At 26.5% G+C, this 26598-nt stretch carries 25 protein-coding genes; 16 read left to right on the forward strand and 9 right to left on the reverse strand.

The annotated features are described in order from the left end of the window. Nucleotides 1-24: 24 nt before the first annotated feature. Nucleotides 25-333 carry a hypothetical protein gene (locus RWY47_RS10830; protein ID WP_316030326.1) on the reverse strand — a complete coding sequence of 103 codons (309 nt, stop codon included), beginning with the start codon at nucleotides 331-333 and terminating at the stop codon, nucleotides 25-27. Between the two features lie 33 nt (nucleotides 334-366). Beyond that, a complete protein-coding gene (locus RWY47_RS10835) occupies nucleotides 367-921 on the reverse strand; it encodes a TetR/AcrR family transcriptional regulator (protein WP_021429130.1) in 555 nt (184 codons plus the stop codon). A gap of 272 nt (nucleotides 922-1193) precedes the next feature. Between RWY47_RS10835 and RWY47_RS10840 the strand changes: the two genes are divergently transcribed. Then, complete coding sequence (locus RWY47_RS10840) at nucleotides 1194-2042, forward strand: DegV family protein (RefSeq protein WP_150842568.1); 849 nt, start codon at nucleotides 1194-1196, stop codon at nucleotides 2040-2042. Between the two features lie 76 nt (nucleotides 2043-2118). Further along, on the forward strand, nucleotides 2119-5121 hold the full coding sequence (locus RWY47_RS10845) for a helicase C-terminal domain-containing protein (RefSeq protein WP_224170565.1): 3003 nt from the start codon (nucleotides 2119-2121) through the stop codon (nucleotides 5119-5121). 73 nt (nucleotides 5122-5194) lie between these two features. Here RWY47_RS10845 and RWY47_RS10850 read toward each other — a convergent pair whose 3' ends face one another. Then, the gene (locus RWY47_RS10850; protein WP_316030327.1) at nucleotides 5195-5935 is read right to left on the reverse strand and encodes a tyrosine-protein phosphatase; all 741 of its coding nucleotides are present in this window, start codon (nucleotides 5933-5935) and stop codon (nucleotides 5195-5197) included. Nucleotides 5936-6091: 156 nt separating this feature from the next. Here RWY47_RS10850 and RWY47_RS10855 point away from each other — a divergent pair, with 156 nt between their 5' ends. Next, on the forward strand, nucleotides 6092-6457 hold the full coding sequence (locus RWY47_RS10855; RefSeq protein WP_025162372.1) for an ArsR/SmtB family transcription factor: 366 nt from the start codon (nucleotides 6092-6094) through the stop codon (nucleotides 6455-6457). 2 nt (nucleotides 6458-6459) lie between these two features. Then, nucleotides 6460-6831: a NifB/NifX family molybdenum-iron cluster-binding protein gene (locus RWY47_RS10860; protein WP_021429165.1), complete on the forward strand. Its 372-nt coding sequence runs from the start codon at nucleotides 6460-6462 to the stop codon at nucleotides 6829-6831. 419 nt (nucleotides 6832-7250) lie between these two features. On the opposite strand, the gene RWY47_RS10865 is transcribed toward RWY47_RS10860, so the two are convergent. After that, the gene (locus RWY47_RS10865) at nucleotides 7251-7709 is read right to left on the reverse strand and encodes a hypothetical protein (protein ID WP_168931486.1); all 459 of its coding nucleotides are present in this window, start codon (nucleotides 7707-7709) and stop codon (nucleotides 7251-7253) included. A gap of 208 nt (nucleotides 7710-7917) precedes the next feature. On the opposite strand from RWY47_RS10865, the gene RWY47_RS10870 reads away from it, so the two are divergent. From RWY47_RS10870 to RWY47_RS10890, 5 genes are all read left to right on the forward strand, one after another. Next, the gene (locus RWY47_RS10870) at nucleotides 7918-9621 is read left to right on the forward strand and encodes an ABC transporter ATP-binding protein (protein WP_224170566.1); all 1704 of its coding nucleotides are present in this window, start codon (nucleotides 7918-7920) and stop codon (nucleotides 9619-9621) included. 102 nt (nucleotides 9622-9723) lie between these two features. Beyond that, nucleotides 9724-10332, forward strand: coding sequence for a DUF975 family protein (locus RWY47_RS10875; RefSeq protein ID WP_025162369.1), 609 nt, complete (start codon nucleotides 9724-9726; stop codon nucleotides 10330-10332). A 111-nt stretch (nucleotides 10333-10443) separates the two neighbouring features. Beyond that, nucleotides 10444-11058, forward strand: coding sequence for a hypothetical protein (locus tag RWY47_RS10880; protein WP_025162368.1), 615 nt, complete (start codon nucleotides 10444-10446; stop codon nucleotides 11056-11058). Further along, nucleotides 11019-11267, forward strand: coding sequence for a hypothetical protein (locus RWY47_RS10885; RefSeq protein ID WP_021432655.1), 249 nt, complete (start codon nucleotides 11019-11021; stop codon nucleotides 11265-11267). The genes RWY47_RS10880 and RWY47_RS10885 overlap by 40 nt, the downstream gene beginning before the upstream one ends. A 499-nt stretch (nucleotides 11268-11766) precedes the next feature. Next, the gene (locus RWY47_RS10890; protein ID WP_224170567.1) at nucleotides 11767-12483 is read left to right on the forward strand and encodes a glucosaminidase domain-containing protein; all 717 of its coding nucleotides are present in this window, start codon (nucleotides 11767-11769) and stop codon (nucleotides 12481-12483) included. 38 nt (nucleotides 12484-12521) lie between these two features. Here RWY47_RS10890 and RWY47_RS10895 read toward each other — a convergent pair whose 3' ends face one another. Next, entirely contained in the window at nucleotides 12522-12977 is a 456-nt protein-coding gene (locus tag RWY47_RS10895; RefSeq protein WP_168931480.1) for a staygreen family protein, read from the reverse strand. A gap of 124 nt (nucleotides 12978-13101) precedes the next feature. Between RWY47_RS10895 and RWY47_RS10900 the strand changes: the two genes are divergently transcribed. Then, nucleotides 13102-14052, forward strand: a complete 951-nt coding sequence (locus tag RWY47_RS10900; RefSeq protein WP_168931478.1) for a SpoIVB peptidase S55 domain-containing protein — start codon at nucleotides 13102-13104, stop codon at nucleotides 14050-14052. Between the two features lie 138 nt (nucleotides 14053-14190). Further along, nucleotides 14191-15618: an N-acetylglucosamine-specific PTS transporter subunit IIBC gene (gene nagE, locus RWY47_RS10905; RefSeq protein ID WP_150842616.1), complete on the forward strand. Its 1428-nt coding sequence runs from the start codon at nucleotides 14191-14193 to the stop codon at nucleotides 15616-15618. Nucleotides 15619-15647: 29 nt separating this feature from the next. Here nagE and RWY47_RS10910 read toward each other — a convergent pair whose 3' ends face one another. Both RWY47_RS10910 and RWY47_RS10915 read right to left on the reverse strand, forming a co-directional pair. Continuing rightward, entirely contained in the window at nucleotides 15648-15824 is a 177-nt protein-coding gene (locus tag RWY47_RS10910) for a hypothetical protein (RefSeq protein ID WP_224170568.1), read from the reverse strand. 185 nt (nucleotides 15825-16009) lie between these two features. After that, nucleotides 16010-16258 carry a hypothetical protein gene (locus RWY47_RS10915; protein ID WP_021429117.1) on the reverse strand — a complete coding sequence of 83 codons (249 nt, stop codon included), beginning with the start codon at nucleotides 16256-16258 and terminating at the stop codon, nucleotides 16010-16012. A gap of 141 nt (nucleotides 16259-16399) precedes the next feature. Between RWY47_RS10915 and RWY47_RS10920 the strand changes: the two genes are divergently transcribed. Both RWY47_RS10920 and RWY47_RS10925 read left to right on the forward strand, forming a co-directional pair. Further along, nucleotides 16400-18763: an ATP-dependent DNA helicase gene (locus RWY47_RS10920; protein WP_224170569.1), complete on the forward strand. Its 2364-nt coding sequence runs from the start codon at nucleotides 16400-16402 to the stop codon at nucleotides 18761-18763. 87 nt (nucleotides 18764-18850) lie between these two features. Further along, on the forward strand, nucleotides 18851-21190 hold the full coding sequence (locus RWY47_RS10925) for a transglycosylase domain-containing protein (RefSeq protein ID WP_316030328.1): 2340 nt from the start codon (nucleotides 18851-18853) through the stop codon (nucleotides 21188-21190). A 60-nt stretch (nucleotides 21191-21250) separates the two neighbouring features. Here the strand turns inward: RWY47_RS10925 and RWY47_RS10930 are convergent, their stop codons facing one another. Both RWY47_RS10930 and RWY47_RS10935 read right to left on the reverse strand, forming a co-directional pair. Continuing rightward, nucleotides 21251-22246, reverse strand: coding sequence for a calcium/sodium antiporter (locus RWY47_RS10930; protein WP_224170571.1), 996 nt, complete (start codon nucleotides 22244-22246; stop codon nucleotides 21251-21253). 228 nt (nucleotides 22247-22474) lie between these two features. Then, complete coding sequence (locus RWY47_RS10935; protein WP_021432663.1) at nucleotides 22475-23410, reverse strand: magnesium transporter CorA family protein; 936 nt, start codon at nucleotides 23408-23410, stop codon at nucleotides 22475-22477. A gap of 378 nt (nucleotides 23411-23788) precedes the next feature. Between RWY47_RS10935 and RWY47_RS10940 the strand changes: the two genes are divergently transcribed. From RWY47_RS10940 to RWY47_RS10950, 3 genes are all read left to right on the forward strand, one after another. Continuing rightward, nucleotides 23789-24919, forward strand: a complete 1131-nt coding sequence (locus RWY47_RS10940; protein ID WP_224170572.1) for an aldo/keto reductase — start codon at nucleotides 23789-23791, stop codon at nucleotides 24917-24919. Between the two features lie 199 nt (nucleotides 24920-25118). Next, nucleotides 25119-25619: a QueT transporter family protein gene (locus tag RWY47_RS10945; protein ID WP_021432665.1), complete on the forward strand. Its 501-nt coding sequence runs from the start codon at nucleotides 25119-25121 to the stop codon at nucleotides 25617-25619. A 21-nt stretch (nucleotides 25620-25640) separates the two neighbouring features. Then, nucleotides 25641-26516, forward strand: coding sequence for a metallophosphoesterase (locus RWY47_RS10950; protein ID WP_316030329.1), 876 nt, complete (start codon nucleotides 25641-25643; stop codon nucleotides 26514-26516). Nucleotides 26517-26598: the final 82 nt, after the last annotated feature.

Consider the following 26598-nt stretch of genomic DNA (forward strand, 5'->3'; position numbering starts at 1 on the left):
AATTAGTGTTAGGCCTATTAAGTATTATCTTAATTTTAAAATCAAACTATTTTTAGATATATCAGATATTTCATATAACTTAAGTTTTTTTTCTATATCTTTTTCTGTTTTTTTATCAGAGTTTACAAATATATCTTTAAGTGAGACTATTGCATAAATTAAGATACTTGTATCTAATGCATAACTCATTAATTCATGTTCTGTAGATTGACTTTTCACTAAATCATATATTTCTTGGCAGTAAGCCCCTTTAATGATAATGGTTTCATATTTTTCTTTTAATCCAACTAATAAATCAGTTGAGTTTAAAGCTTCAAATGTTAGATTCTGCATAAATTCACCCCTAAAAATTTATCTTATATTTAACTAATACCAATTTGTAACTAAAAAATCAGCTATATTTTCAAATGGTAAGTTTTCAGTTTTTAATAGGCCTTGAAGAACTAATCCATCAACTATAGAAACTAGTAAGAATGAAAGAGCTTCAGCATCTTTTGAACTTATTTTAACAATTTCTGATTTTAATGTATTACGCCATTCTATATATTTTAATTTTATTTGTTCTTTTAAAGTATCATTCCCTGTAATAGCTTCACAAAGAATGTACATGTGTATTCTACCCCTATCTTCTATATCGGAGATTTTCTCCATTATTAAGCTTATCATTTGATCTTTTGGATTATTTGGATCAATACCTTGAATACATTGGAGTATAGATTCACTGATTGCATTTAAGTGAGTATTGGCAATTTCAGAGATTAATGCATCTTTTGATGAGTAGTGATAATATAAAGTACCTTTACTTATATTTACGGCTTTTGCTATATCAGATAAACTAGTATTTTTAACTCCGTTTTTGGTTATCAATTCTGTTGCAGATAATAAAATATTTTCTTTCATATTAGTATTATTTGATTTCATAAAGTCAACCTTTCTACAATTAACTGCTATTTTAATAAAATAATTATAAGCTTATAAATTTTTATTGTCAACAAAGTAACATATAGCAAAAATACGTTTAAAATAAGGTTTTTTGAGCAACGAGCAAAGTCTTTGGAGATATGAAAAGTTAGAAGACGTAATCCATCGAGAGAAGAGGATTTTTTATGATTGACTTTAATATAAATCAAATGTACAATTAAATAAAAGATATATCGGTCGACCGACCGACTGAAAAATAAGGAGATATATGAATGAAAAAAATCAAGATAATAACAGATAGTTCTTGTGATTTAAATAAAGAGTTAGTACAAAAATATAATATAGAAATAGTAAAGTTAAATGTTTCATTTGGGGAAGATACTTACGCTGATGGAGATATGGAGAGTGATACATTTTACAATAGAATGGCAAGTTCAAAGGAACTTCCTAAAACATCGTGTCCATCACCTGAAAAATTTGTAAATGTATATGATTGTGAAGAAGAAGAAATTTTAGTTTTAACTTTATCTTCAAAGCTATCAGCTACATATTCAACAGCGGTACTTGCAAAAAATATGTTTGAGGAAGATAACACGGATAAAAGAATAGAAGTGATTGATACTGCTAATGGATCAGTTGGTCAAGGGCTTTTAGTTATTAAAGCTGCTCAGTTAGCAGATGAAGGGAAAAATTTAGATGAGATAGTGAAGACTATAGAAAGTCTAAAAGAAAAAGTTACTTTTTATGGTTCACTTGAAACACTAGAAAATGCAATTAAAGGTGGTAGAGTAAATCCTTTAGCTGGAAAACTTATAAATGCATTGAATTTTAAAGTTATAATTCAGGTTATAGATGGAATTGTAAAACCTGTTGATAAAGCAAGAGGGGATAGTAACTCAATTAAAAAAGTTATAGAAAACATATATAAAAATATTAGTAGTGAAAAGAAATATAGTTTAGCAATAGGGCATTCTAATTGTAAAGAAAAAGCATTAAAGGTTAAAGAAATTATGTCAAAAGAGTATGATTTTAAAGATATAACAATAAGTTCGGTTGGATCTGTTATGGGAACATACACATCAAAAGGTGCAATATTAATAGGTATATTAGAAACTGTCTAATTAATTAGACAGTTTTTTGTTTTTTATATATTTTAAATGGTATAATTAAGGTTATTCTAAATGGAGGAGGTATTATATGAAAAGCATATTAAATGATGTTGTATACTTAAATATAGTAACTAGTGGATTAAATCCTAATACCTCTGAAATAATAGAAATTGCAGCTATTAAAGTTATAAATAATGAAGTTTTTAAGTTTAATACTTTGATTAAACCTTATGAGGAAGTTCCTGTAAGTGTATTTGGGACTTGTAAAAACCTTAAGCAAAATGATTTAGATAAGGCACCTACTATATATCAAATAAGAAATAAATTTATAGATTTTATAAAAGACTATCCTATAATTTGTCATGATTTAAAATCAAAAAAGTGCTTCTTAGATAAATATATTTTTGAAGATAAAAGATTAAAAAATGAACTTTTAGATTCTATGCAGCTAGCTATTATTTTAGAGCCGTTTCATATAAATTATGAACTTAACTATCTTATAAATAAAGTTACAGATATTAATAAACAGGTAAATAATAGAGCATTAAACGATGTTTTACTAAATATACAATTAGTAAATGCTCTTTTGATTAGACTTTGGAAGAGTGAGGAGACTAGATTAGATAAACTTTATTTTAATTTAGAACAATATTTTAAAAGCTCAAATATAAAGTCTTGGGAATGGATTAAATATTTAAAAGAAATAGATGAAAAAAATGAATTTGAACAAAGTGTGTTGTTTGAAATAAATGAAAAAGATTCCCAAGGAAATAGACATAATATAAATTTATCAAAATATAAAAACTCATATGAGGATTTATTAAAATTAAATGAACTTTGGACAAACTCTAAAAATTTTAGTTATATATTTAGACCAAAGCAGCATGAATTTACTGAGTTTATAAAAGATGTGTTTAACAGTAAAGAGGATGCACCTAAAATAGGGTGTATAGAAGCTCCTACAGGAATCGGGAAAAGTGTTGGATATCTAATTCCAGCAATTATGGAGTCTTTTTATAATGGAAAGAAAATTGTTATATCTACAGATACAAAAAATTTACAGATGCAACTTATAAACAAAGATATACCTACAGTTTTAAAATCCTTAAACTTACAAAGTAAAATAAACTATGGATGTATGAAGGGTAAAAATAATTACCTATGTAATAGAAGATTGGAAGAATACAAAAAAAGCGTAGTATTTAAAAGTCAAAGTGAATTACTAGAGTTTTTATATATTCAAAGACTAATTGAAAATGGAAAATATGGAGATATAGAGGAAATTCCTAATAATGTTAAATATATTTTCTCTGAAATAGAAGGGTTAATTTTTAATTTGAGATGTGAATCAGATATCTGTTATCCAGAAAAGTGCATTGAAAGATGTTTTTATAAAAATAGAATAAAAGAACTGAAAAAAGAACATATAACTGTTATTAACCATTCTTTACTTGCAAAATGGCCGTATAAAGAACAAAAACAATTGGATTATTTAATAATAGATGAAGGCCATAATTTAATGGAAAAAAGCTATGATTTCTTTACCTCAGAATGTAATAGTATTTTATTAGATAAGTTATTAGATGAATTATATCCTCATAGTGAGATCAATCATAAAAATGTAAGTACTATGGATAAATTTTATATTAGTGTTGCGGGAAAACTTCAACTAGATAGTAATATAAAAGCAAAATTGCAAGAAAAAATAACTTTAGCAAAACAAAGTATAAATAACATACTAAATGGATGTGGAAAGTCTTTAAAGAGTGGGCTATATGACCATTCTTGGGAAATAAATAGGCAGCAAGCTCCTCTTAGTAATGTATCTTTTAAAAATAGAGTGGATATAAGTGGATATATGCGAAGTGAATTTGAAAACATTGTTATATATTTAAAAGAAATATTAAGATCTTTAAACTATATAATAGATCAATGTGAAAAAGAAGGAGAAGATGATAGTTATATATTTAATACAATAAGTGCAAAGACAATGGATATAGATTGCAATATATTAACCATTGAAAGCTTTATAGAAAAAAAGTTAGACAACTATTGTAGGATCATTGATATAAATAATGAATATAAGTATTTTAATATAAGAGTTATCCCTATTGATGTAGCTGAAATGTTTGAAAGTGTGTTTTTAAGCACTGTAAATACAGTTGTTTTTTTATCAGCAACATTAAATATAAATAATAATATGAGTACGTTTAAAAGAACATTGGGATTAGATAAGCACAAGGCTATAGAAAAAACAATTGAGTCTATATATGATTATAAAGGAAAAACTAAAATTTTAGCAATGGAAGAGTTTCCAAAATACAATGCTTTAAATGATGAATTTATAGATCACACTGTGAATTTGATTGAAAATATATGTGTAAATAGTAATGGACATGTACTAGCTTTATTTACAAGTAAGAATAGATTAGAAAAAGTTTATAAAAAGCTTGTTCATAGATTAAATATTCATAATATAGAACTGTATAAGGATAAATCAGCAGTTAATAACTTAAGAGATTTGAGTAAAAAGTGTGTTGTCTTAGCTTCTAAGAGTTGTTTTGAAGGTGTTGATATACAAGGAGAAGGGTTAACTTGCGTAATTCTTGATAAACTTCCAAATAAAAGTTTGGATGATCCGTTGTACTCATCAATAAGAAGTTTCAAAAGAACTACATATGACGATGTTAACTATCCGCAATTAAGCATAAAAGCTAAACAAGCTTATGGAAGACTTATAAGAAGTAAATATGATTATGGATACTTTATAATCTTAGATATAGGTCACAATAACACCACTATAAATAAACTAAAAAGAGATTTGCATGATTGTGATATAAAAAGAGTTAATACTCATTATGTTATTGATAGTATAAGTAAAGACTTTAAACGTTGGAAGCTAGAAACATTTAGAGAAATTTTAAAAGACATTAAATGTGATATATATAGTCCTATGAAAATAATATATAAAAACAATAACGAAATGAATAGAATTGACTATATAAATGAAGAAGTATCAAAAAGAAATATAGCTTTATATATAAAGGATATAGACATAAAAAATAAAAAGTTAAAAATATCATATAAATAAGATAAAAATAATAAATGAGTTGGGTTTAACGTAAAGTAATTTAAGTTAAAAACAGCTCATTTATTATTTTGAATTAATATAAATATTTAGATTGTAAATTTTTTATATTATCTTTAGTTAAATTAAATTCTTTAAATAAATAATCTTCTGTTGAGTCAAAATCAGTATCTATTCTTTTGAAAACTTCATTTATGTAGGTTTCATTAACTCCGAATATGTATTTTAACTTATCCTTTGGCACATTTTTCAATTCAGGTTGAGCTGATAAAATTTCATTTATAGAATCTTTGGCAGATTGATTACTTTTAAGATAATCTTCAACTATAGAACTTCGATTAACTCCTAAAATCATTAGAATTATCGCAGATCCAACTCCTGTTCTATCTTTTCCTGCTGTACAGTGCATAAGAATTGGAAGGTTTGAATCATTTTGCAGAAGCTTTACTAGTTCTTTATACGCAGGGTTATTAACTGGTAAATTATAATAAGCCTCTTTTAACAGTTCAAATGCATTGTTTTTATCAAACATGTTTTCCATCATTTCTTTTATTGAACCTAATTGGGCTATATTTGACTTTAATTGAGGCATAGCAGGAATTCTTATATAATTTATACTTTCTACTATGTCAGAAGGACTACTTAATCTTTCACTTTCATCTCTAAAATCAAATATAGTTTTTATGTTTAAATCTTTTAACATTTGTAAGTCGTTTTTAGATAAATTAACTAAATTAGCAGATCTAAAAAATAAACCTTCTTTAACAACTCTTCCATCTGATGACTTGCATCCACCTATATCTCTAAAATTAATCAAAACTATCACTCCTTTATTAAAATAGATACCACAAAAATAAAAAATAAATCTATTAATAAAATAAATTTAAAAGTTTTTATAAAATGTTGGTTGAAAAAAATAGTTAAGAGTATTATAATCTAATTAAGTAATTACTTAATCAAAAAAGAGGTTTATATGGAAAAAGTAGCCAAAATATTTAAAGCTCTAAGTGATGAAACAAGACTTAAAGTTTTATTATTAGTCTCGAAACGAGATATATGCCAAAAAGGTATATCAAAGTACTTAGGAATAACTGATTCATCAGTTTCACAACATATCAAAGTTTTAAAAGAAGCTGAAATAATAACTGGATATAAAGAAGGATATTATGTTTTTTATCATGTAAATGAAAGCGCATTTGATGAATGTATATCTTTTTTTAATTCAATAGGAAGTATAAATAATAATTTATTAGATACTTCAAATATTAAACTAGATAGCACTGATTGTAGCCAAAATTGTAAGTCTATAAGAAAGTGTTGCAAAAGAAGGGAGATTTAAAAATGAAAGTTTGTATACCAGTAGAAGTGAATGAAGGATTAAAAAGTAAACCATTTGGACATTTTGGATCAGCTCCTATGTTCTTAGTTTATAACTTAGAAAATGAGGAATTATCAGAAATAAGCAATGGAGACTTAGGACATGAACATGGTAAATGCCAACCTATAAAAGCATTATCAGGAAATGTTGTAGATGCTGTAATAGTAGGTGGAATAGGGCAAGGTGCTATTGTTAAATTAAACTCTATGGGAATAAAAGTTTTTAAAGCTCAAGCCGATACTCTTGAAGATAACTTAAACTTATTTAAAGAAAATAAATTAAGTGAGTTCCCAAGTAACCATACTTGTTCTCACGACGGATGTGGACACCACTAAAAAATTTATGAATATTAATTTTCACAAATGAGTGTATAACTAGTATTTAAATAAAAAAGTCAGTAAAAGTCAGTATAAATTTCACTGACTTTTACTGACTTTTTTTATTTTAACTGATAATTTAATTGATATAATTTAAACATAATGCTAGAGATATTTTTCAAAGACTTTAACATATATTAATTTAAGTACATGAGAATATATATTTAAGTTAACCTTTATGACAGTATGATTTAATCTATTTGATATAGTTTTAAAGTTACAATTTATAGGATGTGGATTACTGAATACGTATTCTAAAGATGGAAAATTATAATCATTATAATTTTATGTAATAGCATTTATATGTACATCAATAGATACATATTTGTTGATATGGTTAAATTAACACATATATATAATTTATTTGAAGCGATAAATTATTTTACCGCTTCAAGTATTATAGTATCTCTTATATTGTCTAAAGCATAATAACCTATGGAGAAATAAGCTATAGCGTCTAGTAAATCTTCTGAAGAAAAATTATTTAAATAGGATTCAATACGTAAAATGGATAATTGGTAAAAATCCAAGATAGCGTTAATTGCAAGATTTAAATCTTTTTGATCGTTTGATAAAAAGTTAGTTTTTTTACTTAAGGCAGTGATTAATGTATTTACATATTTAACTCGATTTAGAAGTTCATTTTTATTTACATTTTTACTAGAAATAGTTTTGATTAATAATAACATTTCGTTATCTACTATTCCTAAATCCTTTACAATTTCTTTAGTTAGCTCATCTGGCTTTGCACTAGATAAAGCAAATGTAGTTACTATGTTGCTGGAAAAAATTAATAAGCTTATAGAAAATATTATACTTAACTTTCTAAAAAACATTTATACACATCCTTTCTTAGATAGTATGTGTATATTGATAAACTATATTATAGAAAATTTAAAAAATAAATTTGATAATTTTACTAAGTATGATATAGTTTAATCAAACTAATACATTGGACATCACTAAAATTTAATAGTACACTTAAAAGGTCTATATAATAGGCCTTTTTTAAGTTTTTGAAAATAAAAAACAGGAGGATTAAGCATGAGGATACTCTTTAAATATGCCCTAGAGTATAAATGGCAGTTTTTCCTTAGAGTGATTACAATATCATTAGTAGCATTAGCAAGTATATGTTTTGATTTTATTATGGGATTTATAGTTGATATATTTGCGAGCGGACAAGTAGAAAAATTTATCCCAATAGTTACAGTAACTATTGCACTAATAATAATAATGTTTTTTACAGAATATTTAGATGGACTTGTTATGTCAAGCTATATCAAAAATACTGTTAATTACTTAAGATGTGATGTATTTTCTAAGTTAATAAATAAAGATATAAAAGATTTTTCTTTGGACAATAGTGGGAAATACATATCAGTATTATATAATGATATAAAATTAATAGAAGATAATTTTCTAAATAATATATTCTTAGTTATATCATCACTGCTATCATTTTTAATTTCTTTATGTGCATTATTTTACATAAGTCCATATATAGTAATTTTCATATCTATATTTGGAGTTTTAGGATTCATAATTCCTAATGCACTTTCAAAAAAGCTAGTCATAGAAAAAAATGAGTACTCTAGAAATTTAGAAGAAATAACTTCTGTAACAAAAGATTTATTTTCTGGGTTTGAAGTTATAAAAGGATTCAACATAAGCAAAAAAATAAATAAGATTTTCGTTAAAAATTCTTTAAATGTAGAAAACTCAAAAAGAAAGTGTTCTATATTAGAATCAATTATAAAGGGTTTTTCTGTGGCTTTTAGTGTAACTATATATTTAGGAGTTTTAATTTTAGGTGGATACTTAATGTACAAAAAAAGTATATCTGTAGGAACAGCGATAATAATAATTCAACTTAGTACTCATATAGTTGGACCTGTTAAAACTAGTATATCACTTATAAATCAAATAAAATCAGTATCTCTTATTGGTAAAAAAGTTGAAGATATATTGAATGTAAATAATGAATCTGAAGAATCTGAAGAAATAAAGAGCTTTAGAGATTGCATAGATATAAAAGATCTTAATTTTTCATATACAAAAGAACGAAATGCATTGAAAAATATAAATTTAAAATTTGAAAGAAATAAAAAATATGCAATAGTTGGTGAAAGTGGATGTGGCAAAAGTACATTAATTAAGTTGATTATGAGATATTATAATGAATATGAGGGCAAAATAACTATTGATAATAAAGATTTAAATAAAATATATAGTAGCGATTTATATAAAACTATATCTATGATACAGCAAAATGTGTTTATGTTTGATGACTCTATAAAAGAAAATATAAGATTGTTTTCCAATTATAGTGATGAAAGTGTAATTGAGAGTTGCAAAAGATCTGGAATAATGGGACTTATAAATAGGCTAGAAGACGGTATTGATTCATTAGTTGGAGAAAATGGGAATAAATTATCAGGTGGAGAAAAACAAAGAATTGCGATTGCAAGAGCTTTGATAAATGAAACTAAGATATTAATATTAGATGAATCTACATCAGCCCTTGATAATGAAACTGCATATAGTTTAGAAAAATCACTTTTGAATTTAGAAAATTTAACCATGATAGTTGTTACACATAAACTTATAAAAAATTTACTTACCGATTATGATGAAATTATAGTAATGAAAGATGGAATGGTGATAGAAAAAGGAAGTTTTGAAGAACTTATAGATATTAAAGGATATTTTTATAGCTTATATTATATACAAAATGAAAAGATATAATAAAAAATTTATATATGGAATAATTTTCATTATATGTATATAATTGTTTAGTAAATCAAGTTTAAGGTATAAATATTAATAATTGAATATGGAGGTGTAAATATGTTTACAAGAGCAGAGTTAAAAAGTAGTGCAAAGGATCAACTAAAAGGAAGATGGCTTGTAGCAATATTAGTTTTTGTTTGTTATTCAGCTATTCTTCAATTAGCGAATGTAGAATTAACTAACTCTACAGAAGGATCTATGATTGGACTAAGTTTAAATATAATAGGACTTTTAGTTTATGGATCACTTCAAGTTGGAATCAGTAGATTTTCACTTAAATTAGCACGTAAAGATTCAACTACACAATTTAATGATTTATTTTCAGGGTTTGATGTATTTATAAAAGCATTAGTGATGAATTTTATAATATGGATATGTGTATTTATAGGAACTATATTATTTGTTATACCAGGAATTATAGTAGGAATAATGTTCTCTCAAGCTAATTATATATTAGCAGAAAATCCTGATAAATCAGCTATGGAATGTATAAAAGAAAGTGCTAGAATGATGAAAGGTCATAAATTTGATTATTTTGTTTTAGAGCTAAGCTTTATAGGATGGTCTATATTATGTGTATTATCACTTGGTATAGGATTTTTATGGCTTGTTCCATACTTTGAAATAACATTAACTAACTTCTATTTAAAAGTAAAAGAACTTTAAAAAAATTATGAAAACAGACTATACTTAAGTATAGTCTGTTTTTTTATGTTGCAATAATTTGAAATAAATGATATATTTTAAGTAAAAAACTAAAATAAAAGAGGAATTTGTATGTATTTGCCAAATAAAGTAACAAGTGTATTAGCTAAAATAGATAAATCTTATGAAGTTAAATATGTTGATGGAAAAATAACGTCTATATATATAAATGAAAAAGATATAAAAATAGAAGCCTCAAGTAAAGGATACAGTGTTAACTTAAAGGGAGGACCTATATTTTTAAATGACTTAAAATTATTAGAACCATTACTTATAAGAATGGGTGCAATAGAGATGAAAAAGTCTAAATCAAAAAAAGAAAAAGTGTTAAATGACAAGCTAATAGAATTGTTTTCAAAAAAGAAAAATACATTTTCAGTGGAGTATATAGATTCTAAGGTTTTATCTATAAAGATGGATGATCCAAATTTAACAATTAAGAAAACTGGAGTAGGATATACCTTAATTGTTAATAATGAAAGTATATCTATTGATAACTTATCTTCTTTAAAAAAGCTACTTTCAAAAATTAATGTTATACAAGATGATAAAGAAACAAAAAAGGAAATAAGTAAAAATAAAAACAATAAACTTTTAATAGAACAGCTTACGCTAGATTTAAATCAAATAAAAAAGGAGAAATATTTATGGGATGCCCAAATTGCAGATGTAACAAAAATAAAATAAGTGAAGAAGAATATAATGAACTAAGAGAGTATTTAGAAGAAGAAATTAAAGACTACAAAATAGTGGATTATATAAATGAAGATAATAAGGCAGATAGGTTTGTAGAAGTGGAGTTCGAGGAGTATATACTTGAATTGGAAAATATTGACACCGAAGATTTAACTTTAGAAAAAATTATAGAAAATATAATAAAAAATAAAATGGTTTAAATAAAGAAGGACATCGTTTGTACGATGTCCTTTTTATATATCTAATTATAATTTATATTAGAAAATTACAACTAGATATTAATATAAAAACAAGTAGTATTAAACCAATTGTTTTCGAAAATATAGATAAACTTATAGAAAATACATACTTCAACTTACGAGGTAAAATTGTAAATACCATGAAGATTGAAAGTCAAATTAAAAAAAATGAAGTTAACATAAGATTAACCTACCTATTAATGAGACATTATATTTTCTATTAAGTTGTAATAATAGTATTACCTACGTATTAGAATATATAATTAAATATTATTACCTTTTTATGAATTAAATTCTAAAAAATTAATATGATAATACTGTTTAAACTATTATTATGATAAAAAATAAATAAAAATGTATATTAATCGTATTTATTGATATAACTTGCGAAGAGGAAGTTGGATATAAATATTGAATTTTAAGGATAAATATTTAAATTTTAATAAGGAGATAAATAAATATGAAATTATGGAAAAAACTAATAGTTTTAGTATGTTTATCATCTATGCTGATAGGCTGTGATTTATCATCACAACAAAAATTAATAAAGAAAGAAAATTCAAATAAAATAAATGAAAAGATACAAGAAAGTGAAGTTAAAAGCATAGTAAGTAAAAATGAAGATAAAACTAAGCAAAAAAATAAAATTACAGCTGAAGAAGCTAGAATATTAAACGTTAGCTATAATAGAGATAATGTGACATATATAAGTCATATAAGTAAGGCTGAAATGAAAGAAGTATTAGAAAATACTACAGGAGCTAAAAATATGATTCGTTTATCGGACGCATTTGTAGAAGCTGAGCAAAAGTATGGAGTAAATGCTTTTTTCATGGCGGGTGTAGTTGCTCTTGAAAGTGGGTTTGCAACTTCAAGAAGAGCTGTAGAAGACAATAACTTAACAGGATATGAAGTATACAGCGACAATTCTGAGGGAAAATTATTTCCAAGCCAACAGGAATCTATACTTCAAACAGCCAGGCACTTAAGTAAAAACTACTTAAAAGAAGGAGCTGCATATTATAAAGGTTTATCTGTTGATGCAATTCAAGTAAGTTACTGTCCAGATGAAGATTTTGACAAGAATTGGGAAGGAAAGGTTAATGAACTATCTAGCTCATTTTTGAATACTTATAATCAACTTTTTAAAAACAATATTCAAATTTTAAAAAAATAAAAAGAGGCAAAATATGAAAGAGCCTCTTTTAAAAAGTATCAAATTTCTAATAAATAATTTTTTACTAAACCGTAATACTCAGAACAATTGTACATGAAATATGAAGATGAAAAATTAACTATTATATTAGAATCTAATAAAAATTTATTTTCAAGTAAAAAGTCTCTATCTCCATATAATATAGCTTTAATTGCTAAGTCCAAATGAGATTTGAAAATTTCATATTTTCTTTTAATCTCATATGGAGAATTTCCTTTCAAACAAATGTTAAGTAATAATGCGTACTTATTTTTTTCAATAAAAACCCAACTTCCTAAAACTTCATCTCTTAAATTTATATTAATTTTTTTGTAGTTATAAAAATTAGCGATATCTAAATATAATATACCTGTATCATCGCTATGAGTAAGCGTATATTTCCTATCTTTTAATGTATAAGGTTTTGTCATTGGAAAAATAAAATTAACTTCCAATTTATTCTTATCAAAATTCATAAAACACCACCTAAATATTAGTAAATAATAAAATATATTCCTAATTATATAAAAGTATAATAAAAAACATGATTTTATAGAAAAATAATATAAATATCAAAATAATTTTAAGAAGGGATACGCTATGAAAAGACTAATAAACATTTTATCATTAATGATTGTAGCTATACTTTTATCAACTAACTTATGCTTTGGACAAAACAGCGTAGGAAAACTTATGCCATCAGCAGAAGTTGTTTTTGTTAATTTAAATTTAAAATATCCTATGGTTGATATGCTTGTAAATGAAGATACGGATTTTAAAAAGAACGATATTATATTATCAGCAATTTCTATGAAGAAAAAATTAAAATATGATTTAAATGATTTAACAGATCTTTATAAATCAGAAGATGAAAAAGTTTTAGTAAGATTTCTAAGAGAAGGAAAAGAGAACGTTCAAGTTTTTACAGGTAAGGATTTTAGAGGGATTTATTTGAGTTTTACTCAACAGTTTTGTGGAACTATAACTGCAGTAAGTGAAGATGGAAGCTTTATAGGATTGAGTCATAATGTAGATGGATCTGAAGTAGCACTTAGTACACAAGTATTTGAGACTGCATATGTTCATTCAATTAAAGCAACATTATTTAATGATGGTGGCTTAAAACCACATTTAAAAGAAAATAAAGAAGGAAAATTAAATTATATTGGAGATATAAATAAATACAGTGAATATGGAGTAAAAGGAAAATTAAAAGAAAGTACATTTAATGATAAGAATGCTTTAGAGGTAACAAGACCTAAGAAAGGTAAAGCATATATTTATTGCAAGTCACCTGTTACTAACGAAAAAAAATTACATGAAATAGAAATAACAAAAATATATGAAGATGGAGCTAAAATAAAAGTAAAAGATAAAGAACTTAAAGAATATAGAGGTGGAGTAATAGGTGGAATGAGTGGATCACCTGTAATACAAGATGGAAAGTTAGTTGGAGGAATAAGATCTAGCTTCATATACAATCATAAAATTGGGTTTATATCAAATATAGATTATATGCTAAATCCGGAAGGTGAGAGTTGTAGAAAATAAATAGTATACTAATAAAGGATTGATTAAAATCAATCCTTTATTAGTATTTTGCAATAATAATATAAAATGTTGAAAAATGGAAAATTAAAACGTATAATTAATTTATAGTTTAAAAAAAATTAAAAAGGAGGTTATTTTATGCTTAAATTTTTACAACGTATAGGTAAGTCACTTATGCTACCTATAGCAGCATTACCTATAGCAGGTATAATGTTAAGATTAGGTCAACCTGATATTGTTGATGCGCTTGGTGGTATACCGTTCTTGCAAACGATTTTACCATTCTTTGGAGCAGCAGGGTCTGCTTTATTTGATAATTTACCGTTATTATTTGCATTAGGAGTTGCTGTTGGGTTTTCAGATGACCAAAATGGAGCAGCAGCATTGGCTGGAGTTATATCGTATTTTACATTGACGAATGTATCAAAACAATATTGGATAATGCATTTAAGTAAAGATGTTGTAGCAACGCTAAATATATCATTTTTAGGTGGTATACTAGCAGGTTTAATAGGTGGGTTATGTTACAACAAATTTAGAAAAGTAAAACTTCCTGAGTTTCTAGCATTCTTTGGAGGAAGAAGACTTGTTCCTATAATGTCGGGGCTTATATCTGTTGTGATTGCCATACCTTTAGGTATGATATGGCCAACAGTTCAAGGGGCTTTAACTGATTTTTCAATGTCTATGGTTGGAATGGGAGCATTTGGAGCTGCAATATATGGTTTATTTAATAGGTTATTAATTCCTATGGGATTGCATCATGTTTTAAATTCATTTTTCTGGTTCCAATTAGGAACTTATAATGGAAAAACTGGAGACATAGCTAGATTCTTTGCAGGAGACCCAACTGCGGGGCATTTTATGGCAGGATTTTTCCCTATAATGATGTTTGGATTGCCAGCTGTAGCTCTTGCAATATACTTTGCAGCTAAAAAAGAAAAGAGAAAAGCTGTTGGAGGAATGCTATTATCTTTAGCACTTACATCTTTCTTGACAGGTGTTACTGAACCTATAGAATTTTTATTTATATTTTTATCACCAATATTATTAATTGCACACGCAGTACTTACATCTATATCATTCTTTGTAGTAGATAGCTTAGGAATATTACAAGGATTTACATTCTCAGCTGGAGCAATAGATTATTTAATGAATTTTGGACTAGCGACTAAGCCTATTACTTTACTTATAGTTGGATTAGTAATGGCTATAATATACTTTGTTGTATTTTATTTATTAATTACAAAATTAAATTTACCAACTCCTGGTAGAGAAGAAGATTGTGATGAATTTGATCAAGATGATGCTACAGATATAACTAGTGATTTAGATTTAGCTAAAAAATATATAGAGTATTTAGGTGGAGAAGAAAATATAACTAAGGTAGACAATTGTGCCACTAGATTAAGATTAGAGTTAGTAGATACTGATAAAATAAATGATAAAGCATTAAAATCTATTGGAGCAAAAGGTGTTGTAAAATTAAATAAGACAAGCGCACAAGTTATAGTTGGAACAACTGTTGAATTTGTTGCAGATGGAATGAAAAGTTTACTTAAATAATTAAAAGAGTGTCAAATGGCACTCTTTTTTTAATAATATTCATTAAAGTCGCAATCTACACTAAACTCATTAGGGCTCAATAAACCGCCAAATGATATAGATAGATTATTAATCTGAGAAGCTAATCTTTTGCTTAGTATCAGTTTATATCCATCAACTTCAAATAATTCATCATTATCCTGTAACTCATCCAGAGTTATATGCACTCTAGCATCACATCAGAAACTTATAGTTCTAATAAATACTCTTATATATTTTTTATTAGTTTCTTGTTGTAATAGCTTATCAAGTTCTGCTTTAGCAGAATTATATATTGTTATATTCATGTCTAGCTCCTTAAGTCGAATTTACTTAATTATATAACAAGATAAATTAAATGTAAAATTAGAGGTTAAGATAATGTTTGATTATTTAAACAATTGTCGCAAACAAATCCTTCTTCAGGAAAATAATTACTTTCACTATGAGGAAATGCGTTAAGGCAGCGACAACATGTACTGTGATGATATTTAGGTATATTATAAACTTCTATACCTGGAATAGAATTAAATGTATCTAAAGTTTTAGATGCAGTAAAATAATCTTCATAAATAGATTTTGCTTCTTCAGAAGCTTTTCTTCTTAAATAACTATCGTTCATATGAACACCTCCTATATAAATTTACATAGTTAGTATTCCTAAAAATTGTAATATGTATTAAGTAAAATTTGGTAGAGAATAGAAAAATATATAAATTTATTATATAATAAAACATAGAAAAATTTTAGAGGGACTAAAAATATGGAAAGAGAAATAAAAATATCTGTAAGAAATCTTGTTGAGTTTATAATGAGAAATGGAAGTATAGACAATACCAAGAGTGCATCTATAAAACCAATAGAAGGAACTTTAGCTCATCAAATGATTCAAAATTCATATGATGAAAATTATGATGCAGAGTACCAATTAAAATATGAATTTGAATATAAAGGAATAAGTATAAAAGTAGAAGGAAGAGCAGATGGAATATTAAAAGAAGATGGGAAGATTATAGTTGATGAAATAAAATCTACGTTAAAGGATGTAAATGACTATAACAAAAATATAAATCAACTACATTTAGCTCAGGTAAAGTGCTATGCATATATATACTGTATGTTAAATGATTTAGGGGCTATTTATGTACAACTTACATATTACAATCTAGAAACTAAGGAAATAAATAAAATTAGAACGCAGTATGAAGTTAAAGAACTTGAAAAAGATTTTTTTAATCTTATAAATGAGTACAAATTATGGATAGATATAGAACAAAACCATATATCTAAACGAGATGAAAATATAGAAAATTTAAAATTTCCATTTGAAAACTATAGAAAAGGACAAAGAGAATTTGCAGTATACGTTTATAAAAGTATTGTAGATAATAAAAAATGTTTTGCTCAGGCTCCAACAGGAACTGGAAAAACAATTTCAACGCTTTTTCCATCTATAAAAGCTATGGGTAAGGGATATGCATCTAAAATTTTTTATTTAACTGCGAAAAACATAACAAAAGATGTATGCGAAAATAGTTTGAAATTAATGAATGAAAAAGGTTTAGATATAAAATACATAATAATATCTTCAAAAGATACTGTATGTAAAAAAGATGAAGCTAATTGTAACCCAGAATATTGTGAATATGCAAATGGATATTTTGATAGGATAAATAATGCTTTAAAGGAAATTTTAAAATATGAAAACACATACTCATATGAAGTTATACAGCGTTTAAGTGAAAAATATAAACTATGTCCATTTGAATTATCTCTTGATTTAGCATTATTTAGTGACATTATAGTATGTGATTATAATTATGTTTTTGATCCAAAGGTATATTTGAAAAGATTTTTCGATACTAAAAAAAATGATTATGTTTTCTTAATTGATGAAGCTCACAATTTAGTTGATAGAACTAGAGATATGTATTCTAAATCTTTAGGAAAATTTCAGTTTGAAGAAATTAGTAAAATAATGAAAGGAAAAAATCGAAGTATTAACTATTCTATAAATAAGATAAAGTCATATTTTAAAGAAATAGATGAAGAATTAATTACATATAAGGATATGAAATTATCAAATCATATAGAAAGCAAGGACTTAGATATAGAGTTTATAAATCTTTTGAAAGCTTTAACTCAAAAAATAGATGAGTATTTAGAAGATAATTCAGAGGAAAATGAAAAACTTATAGAATTATATTTTGATGCCCATAGTTTTTTGGGAATTGCAGAATTTTACGATGACAATTTCGTAACTATTTATGAAAAAAATGGGAAAGAAGTACTTATAAGAATTTATTGTATAGATCCATCTGGAGTTATTGAACAAAGAATGAGAAGTGCCAAATCTACAATAATATTTTCAGCTACATTACTTCCTATAAATTATTTTAAAAGTATGTATAGTGGTGAAGAAAAAGACTATTTTATAAGTTTAAATTCTCCATTTGATGTAAATAAAAGAGAGTTAATATTTGCAAATAATATAAATACCACTTATAATAGACGGTATGAAACTTGTAAAGATGTATCTAAATCTATAAAAGATTGTGTAAAAAGTAATGGTGGGAATTATATGGTGTTTTTTCCATCATATAGTTATATGGAACTGGTGTACGATTACATGATTAAAAACTATACAGATTTAAATATTGAAATTCAAGAAAAGGATATGAGTGAAACTAAAAAAGAAAGTTTCTTGAAAAATTTTCAAGAAGGTAATAACTGCACTCACATTGGTTTTTGCGTTTTAGGCAGTCATTTTTCTGAAGGTATAGATCTTACCAATGATAAACTTATAGGAGTTATAGTAGTAGGAGTTGGAATGCCACAAATAGGAGTTGATAGGAACATCATAAAAAAGCATTTTGATAAAAAAGGCTATGATGGTTTCGATTATGCATATACTTATCCAGGTATGATAAAAGTACTTCAAGCTGCGGGAAGATGCATAAGAACAGGTTCTGACAAAGGAGTAATAATGCTTATTGATAATAGATACTCTCAAGAAAAGTATAAAAAAATATTTCCAAGAGAGTGGTATCCGAATAAAGTAGCTAGAAAAACTGAAGATATAAGCATTATTTGTAAAAATTTTTGGAAAAATATGAAGGAGAAATAAAAATTATATGTAATAATAAAAAAAAGGACTTATATTAAACTATAAAAAACCAGATTAAAATTTAAGATTGGGGGCAATAACGAAAATATGAGTGACAAAAAAGTGAAAAAGAATAGCCTTATGAAAAAAATAGCAATAGGCTTTTTAGCGATATTTGGGCTAGGAGTTGCATCAGTTAGTATATTTGTTATGGCTATACTGTTTAATACTCCAGACATAGATCCAAAAAATATGGTATTTGCAGAAAACTCTATTATATATGATTCAAATAATAAAGTTACAGAGACAATTCAAGGTGCAGAGTCAAGGTATGTAGTAAAAGATATGAATAATATCCCTGATAATTTAAAAAATGCAGTGCTTGCTATAGAAGACCATACTTTTTATGAGCATCATGGTATAAATATTAAAAGAACTATAGGCGCATTTGTACAAAATATAAAATCAGGATATAAAGCACAAGGTGCTAGTACAATAACACAGCAGTTAGCTAAAAACTTATATCTAACTAATGAAAAAACATATAAAAGAAAAATAAAAGAACTTTACTACTCACTGCAGTTAGAGAAAGAGTTAGATAAAGATGAAATACTTTTATCATACTTAAACACAATGTCTTTAGGTCAAGGAAATCGAGGGGTTCAAGCTGCATCTCACAACTATTTTGATAAAGATGTATCTGAATTAAGCTTAGCAGAAAGTGCTCTTTTAGCAGGTATAACTAAATATCCAAGTAAATATGCTGCTTATAAAACATCACAGCTAACAAAAGATGATGATTTAAAAAATGCACAAATAATAATATATGCTCAAGACTATGTACCAACAGATGATGATCTTGATATGTATGAAACGTTACTTGAAAATGATAGAATTGATAAGCTTACATATGATGCCTTAAAAAAGGGTAGAAAAGTAATATATAAAGCTGAGTTTAATGAAAACTCTAAAAAGAGACAAGAAGTTGTTTTAGGAAGAATGTTAGAACTTGGATATATATCAAGAAGTGAATATGATAAGGCTATAAAAGAAGATATAAAAATTAATGTAGGAGAAGATGTTGAAAGTAAAAATTCTTCATACTTTAACTCTTTAGTTAAAAAAGATGTAGTAAAAGCTTTAGTTAAGGAAGGTTATACTGAAGATGAAGCTAAAGATATGCTATACAATGGAGGACTTAGAATTCATTCTACAATAGACTCTGATATGCAAAATATTGTAGAAAAAGAATATGAAGATGGTTCTAATTTCCCAGGAAGAGGTAGAGATGAAAATGGAAATTTACAACCACAATCAGCTATGGTTATTATGGACAACAATAATGGTCAAATTAAGGCTATGATAGGTGGTCGTGGAATAGGAGGAGAGAGCCTATATAATAGAGCTATAAATCCAAGACAACCAGGATCAGCAATAAAACCATTAGCAGTATATATGCCACTTATGGAGAGAGCTGGACTTACTCCTTACTCAACTTTAAATGATTCACCACTTAAAAAAGTAAATGGCAGAGATTGGCCTAAGAATGCAGGTGGTTCATACCATGGTGGTGTAAGTATGGCTCAAGCCGTAAAACAATCATATAATGGTGCTGCTGTTCACGGAGCTGCAATGCTTGGTAACAGTGAATCAGAATCTATGAAAATAGTGTTAGATTCATTAAAAGATGTGGGAATAACAACTGTAGATGATGTAAGAGATAGACATTATCCTACCGCTTTAGGAGGAATGGCCCAAGGGGTATCTCCTCTTGAGATGACAGCTGCATATGCAGCTATAGCAAATGGTGGAGTTTATGTAGAACCTACAACATTTACTAAAATAGAATTGTCAGATGGAAGCTTATTACTTGATCATAAACCTAAAACTAAGAGAGTATACTCTCAAAATACAGCGTACTACATGACTAAAATGCTAGAAGGCGTTGTTAATGATGGTACTGGTAAAAGGGCTAAATTACCAAATATGGCCGTTGCTGGTAAAACAGGAACTACAAATAGTAATAATGATGCGTGGTTCTGTGGATATACACCATATTATACTGCATCAGTTTGGATTGGTAATGACAGACTTAAATCACTTCCACAAGGAAGTAAAATAGCTACTGCATTATGGAAAGATGTTATGGACCCTATACATGATGGACTAGAAGGTAGAGAATTTGGAAAAGAAGGACCGTTTTCTAAAGTTGAAATAAGCTATAGTGCTCCAGTAAGTACAAGACCAAAAGAACAAGAAACAGAAGAACAACCTCAACAACAAGAGGAGCAACCAATACAACCAGAGCAACCAACGCAACCGGAGCAACCAACGGATCCGAACCCAAATCCGAATCCGAACCCGAATCCGAACCCGAATCCGAATCCGAACCCAGATCCGAATCCGAACCCAGATCCGAATCAAGGTCAAAATCCTCCAGCAGCTTAATATTAAAAACTTAATTAAAATTAATATAAAAAAAGATATAGGTTAAAACCTATATCTTTTTTAATTTTTAAGAACGACATAAATCATATATAAAATGTAAGATCCTATTAATACGATACCCTCAAACTTACTAATATCTTTTTTTCTAATGGCGAATATATAAGCTACTATAGTAACAATAATCATTATACATATATCTAAAAACAGGCTAGGATCAACTGATATAGGAGTAATAAGTGAAGATACACCAAGTATAAATAAAATATTAAATATATTTGAACCAATAACATTTCCTAAAGCTATATCACTTTCACCTTTACTGGCGGCTACAACGGAAGTTATAAATTCGGGTAGAGACGTTCCTATAGAAACAATTGTTAAGCCTATCATTTTTTGGCTTACTCCAAAGCTCAAGGCTATATTAGAAGAGCAATCAACAACTAACTTACCTCCAATTATTATACCTAAAATACCTATGATAGATAAAACTATAGATTTTGATAAAGAAATATTGGATTCTGTATAAGTTGAATCATCATTTGATAATTCAATGTTAGTATTAGTAATTAAACTTCTATTTTTATTTCTAGAGTTAATCGAAACTTCTACTAAATAGTATATAAATATACCAAAGAACATTAAAAATACTAATCCATCGCTAAGAGATAAAATAGAGTTTTGTGAGTTTTGAAAAACAAAATCATTACAAAGTATTAAAAGTAAAACTGAAGAAAGTATTAAAAATGGAAATTCTTTCAAAAGTATAGACTTTTTAACAGATAAAGGCTTTATAAAAGCTGACATACCTACAACACATAAAAGATTAAAAATATTTGAGCCTATAATATTTCCGAGTGCTATTCCATTTTGCCCTTCGATAGATGCAGTGACACTGACGGCGGCTTCAGGAGCACTAGTTCCAAATGCAACTATTGTAAGACCTATAAGTAAGGACGGAATCCTGAGAGACCTTGCAATACTTGAAGAACCATCGACGAAATAATCAGCCCCCTTTACTAAAAGCAAGAACCCAAATAATAAAAACACATAAACCATACAAACATCTCCCTTTTTTATGAAATAAAAATAAAAAAGACCTTCTAAATAAGTAGAAATATTTCTACTCATTTAGAAGGTCTTGCTAACAAGATTAAACTCGCTAATTAACCGAGTGATTATCACTGGTATGACGACTAATTAACACCTAAGTGTAAGCTACTCCCCTTCTAGGGAATTTAATTTTATAATTTAATTATATTCAAATTTTGGAAAATGTCAACTGATTTATAATAATTTATTTCTAGACATTATAAATGTAAGAATTAAACACATAATACATGTAATTAAAATAACAAGCCAGAATCCACTAGGATGATGTTCAAATGGCAATCCAGGTACATTCATACCGAAAAATCCAGATACAATAGTAGGTATAGACATTATAAGTGTAATAGATGTTAGAAATTGCATAACTGTATTTTGGTTATTACTAACAATAGCACTAAATGCATCCATTATTCTACTTAAAATATCTCCATAAATAGTAGCCATTTCTAAAGCCTGTTTGTTTTCTATAATAACATCTTCAAGTAAGTCTTCATCTTCTGAATACTTTTTAATAGATTCTGTTCTAAGCATTTTGTTAAGAACAAGTTCATTTGCTTTTAGCGAAGTCGAAAAATAGATCAGAGATTTTTCGAGTTCTAGTAACTGAACTAACTCTTTATTTTTCATAGATTTATATATTTCTTTCTCTATGGCTATAGTCATTTTATTTATTCTTCTTAGATAATGTAAATAATAGCTAGCATTTTTATAAAGAATTTGAAGAATAAATCTAGTTTTTTTGAAAGTAAAAAAATCTTTAACATGTCCAACTATAAAGTCGTTTAAGATTTTTGTCTGGCCTATACATACTGTAACAATGGTATCATCTAAAAGAATAATACCAAGTGGAATAGTAGAGTAGTGAGTAGAAGATGCATCACTTTCATCTACAGGTATATCTATAAGTATTAAAATATGATTATCCTCAATATCTATTCTAGAACGCTCTTCTTCATCGAGTGCAGCTCTAACACTTTCTATATCGACATTAAGCTTTGCAGATATTTCAAGTATTTCAGCTGTACTAGGTTCAACTAAGTTAACCCAACAACCACTTTCAAATGATTTTAATTTTTCAAGTTTAGAGTCGATAGTTTTATAGTATCTTATCATTTGATCACTCCTTTATTCAGTTTTAAAGCAATCACTTAAGTATTATCTACATAATTGCTTAAACATATAATTGAATAAAGGTATTAAGCAATAATTAAGATTCATTAAGTGATTTAATAAACAAACATATCCGCAATGGAATACTGTCCATTTTTTATACCACTCCTTTATGTATTATTTTTATTAAAAAAGACCACATCGGCATCACTGCTTAAGAGGTCAGATAAATTAATAATATCATATATTAATTTTTAATACAATAAAAATACTTTATTAAATTATGTGTAAATTAAAAAATATATAAGCATAAAATGTTAGTATATTGGAATATGTTATTTATTGTATAATTTAATTAAATTAAATTTAGGAGGGGTAGATATGAGATATAGGGAATTTGGAAAAACAGGGAAAAAAATATCTATTTTAGGATTTGGGTGTATGAGATTTCCTCAAATAGATGGGGAAATTGATGAAGAAAAAACTATTGAGATGGTTAGGTATGCAATTGATAATGGTGTGAACTACATAGATACTGCATACCCATATCACAATGGAGAAAGTGAAATTGTAGTAGGGAAAATTTTAAAGGATGGATATAGAGAAAGAGTTAATCTAGCAACTAAATTGCCATCTTGGGAAATTAATTCAAGAGAAGATATGGATAAGTATTTTAATGAGCAGTTAAAAAAACTTCAAACAGAACAGATAGACTTTTACTTAATTCATGCATTAGATAAAGGCCTATGGGAGAACTTAGTTGAAAATAACATATTTGACTTTTTAAATGAAATAAAGAAAAGTAAAAAGGTAAGATATGTAGGATTCTCTTTTCATGATAAGTATGAAGTATTTAAAGAAATAATAGATTCATATGATTGGGATTTTACACAAATTCAATACAACTATTTAGATGAAGAATACCAAGCAGGGACTAAAGGCCTTGAGTATGCAAGTAAAAAAGATATGGGTGTTGTTATAATGGAACCTCTTAGAGGAGGAAAGCTTGCTAATAATTTACCTAATGATATATTAGAAGTAATTAACAAATCAGATAGTAAAAAATCTCCAGCTCAATGGGCTTTTAAATTTTTATACAATAAGCCAGAAATAGGAATTGTCCTTAGTGGAATGTCAAATATGGAACAGGTTATTGATAATATAAGAATATGTAATGAGGATGGAGTTGCAGATTCTATGAACTTAGAAAATGAAAAGGTAATAGAAGCATTAAGAGATACATTAAAGTCTAAAATAAAAATAAATTGTACGGATTGTAAATATTGTATGCCATGTCCAAATGGTGTTAACATACCGGCATGTTTTGAATGTTTAAATAATTCATCAATGTTTAATGATATAGAAGGTATAAAAAATAATATGTATAAATATTTAATAGAACAAGATGCTGACGCATCTAAATGTATAGAATGTGGTAAATGTGAAAAAAGTTGCCCTCAACATATTGATATAATAAATAAATTAAAGAAAGTTAAGGAAACGTTTAAGTAATTAACTCTATTGAAAAAAAAGTTTTTTTTTGATAATATATAAATTATCTTAAAACTTAAAAAGACAGTTCGAAAGCCTCCTGTCTTTAAACAAAACTATGGTTAAGTCTTAAAATATAATATTTATATTATTATTTAGATTATAAAACCGTAGATTTTTCTGCGGTTTTTTAGATTTTAGGACTTAAAGGAGAAATTTTATGACGACAAATATAAAAAAACTAGTTACAACAGCATTAGTTGCGGCTATATATGCAACTTTAACATTGGTATTAGGTGCCATAAGTTATGGGCCGATACAATTTAGAGTGGCAGAAATTATGGTATTACTTCCATTTATAAAAAAGGACTATATATGGGGATTAACAATAGGATGTTTTTTAGCTAATATTATAGGGCCTTATGGAGTACCAGATATAATTTTTGGTACAACTGCAACATTTTTAAGTGTATATGCAGTTTATATGACTAGCAAAATGATGGATGGTAAAAAATATGCTTTATTAGTATCATCAATTTGGCCTACTGTTATAAATGCTATAATAATAGGCATAATGCTTAATATATTCTTTGGATTACCACTTATGTTATCTATGGCACAAGTTGGATTTGGACAATTTGTAGTTATAACAATAATAGGTGTACCACTGTATAAATCATTAGAAGGTAAATACTTTAAAATATTAAAAGATGCATTTTAATATAATCAGAAAGGAAATATTATGTTTACGCAAGTTTTATTAGGCTCAACCATAGTTTTAGGAACAACTTTGTTTTTAAATAGAGAGATAAATAGTTTAGAAACTACTAGATATGAAATAAAAAATAAAAAAATACCAAAAGAATTTAATAATTTTAAAATTGTTCAAGTAAGTGATTTACATAATAAAACATTTGGAAAGAACAATGAAAAATTATTAAAAAAAATTCATGAAGAAGAACCTGATATAGTAGTTATAACAGGAGATTTAGTAGAAGGCGATAAAAATAACTTTCATGTTTCATTAAATTTTTTAGATGAATTAACTAAAAGTTATGAAGTTTATCATATAATAGGAAATCATGAACAAAAGTCTTTAATAAAAAAATACAAAAAAGAGAATGAACTTTATTTTAAGGAATTTAGTAAAAAGTCAATTATAAATTTAGAAAATGAAAAAGTGGTAGTAAATAAAGAGAATTCTAGTATAAATATTTTTGGACTTATAATTCCATTAGAAAAATATCCTTACTTTTTCAAAAATTTTAAAAATAGAAAAGAAGGATTAGATAAAGACTTTATAAAAGAATCATTAGGAGAAATAAATAAAAATGAATATAATGTGATGCTAGCACATACACCATTTTTCTTTGAAGATTACAGTGCTTATGGGGCTGATCTAGTATTATCAGGTCATGTTCATGGAGGTATAATAAGGCTACCTTTATTAGGTGGCGTACTTTCCCCTAATAGAGAATTTTTCCCAAAGTATGATTTTGGAAATTATAAAAAAGATGATACAACAATGATATTAAGTAAAGGCTTAGGAGGATCTAAAGTTCTTATAAGATTTAACTGTAGACCCGAGATAGTTAGTATAACTTTAAAAAGTGAATAATAGCTAAAAACTATATAACTATAGTAATATATAGAAAAAAACTATAATAAAGCGATTATAAGTTTGGTATAATTGAATAAGA

Origin of the sequence: Paraclostridium sp. MRS3W1 (assembly GCF_032465715.1) — a bacterium.
Classification (GTDB): Bacteria; Bacillota; Clostridia; order Peptostreptococcales; family Peptostreptococcaceae; genus Paraclostridium; species Paraclostridium dentum.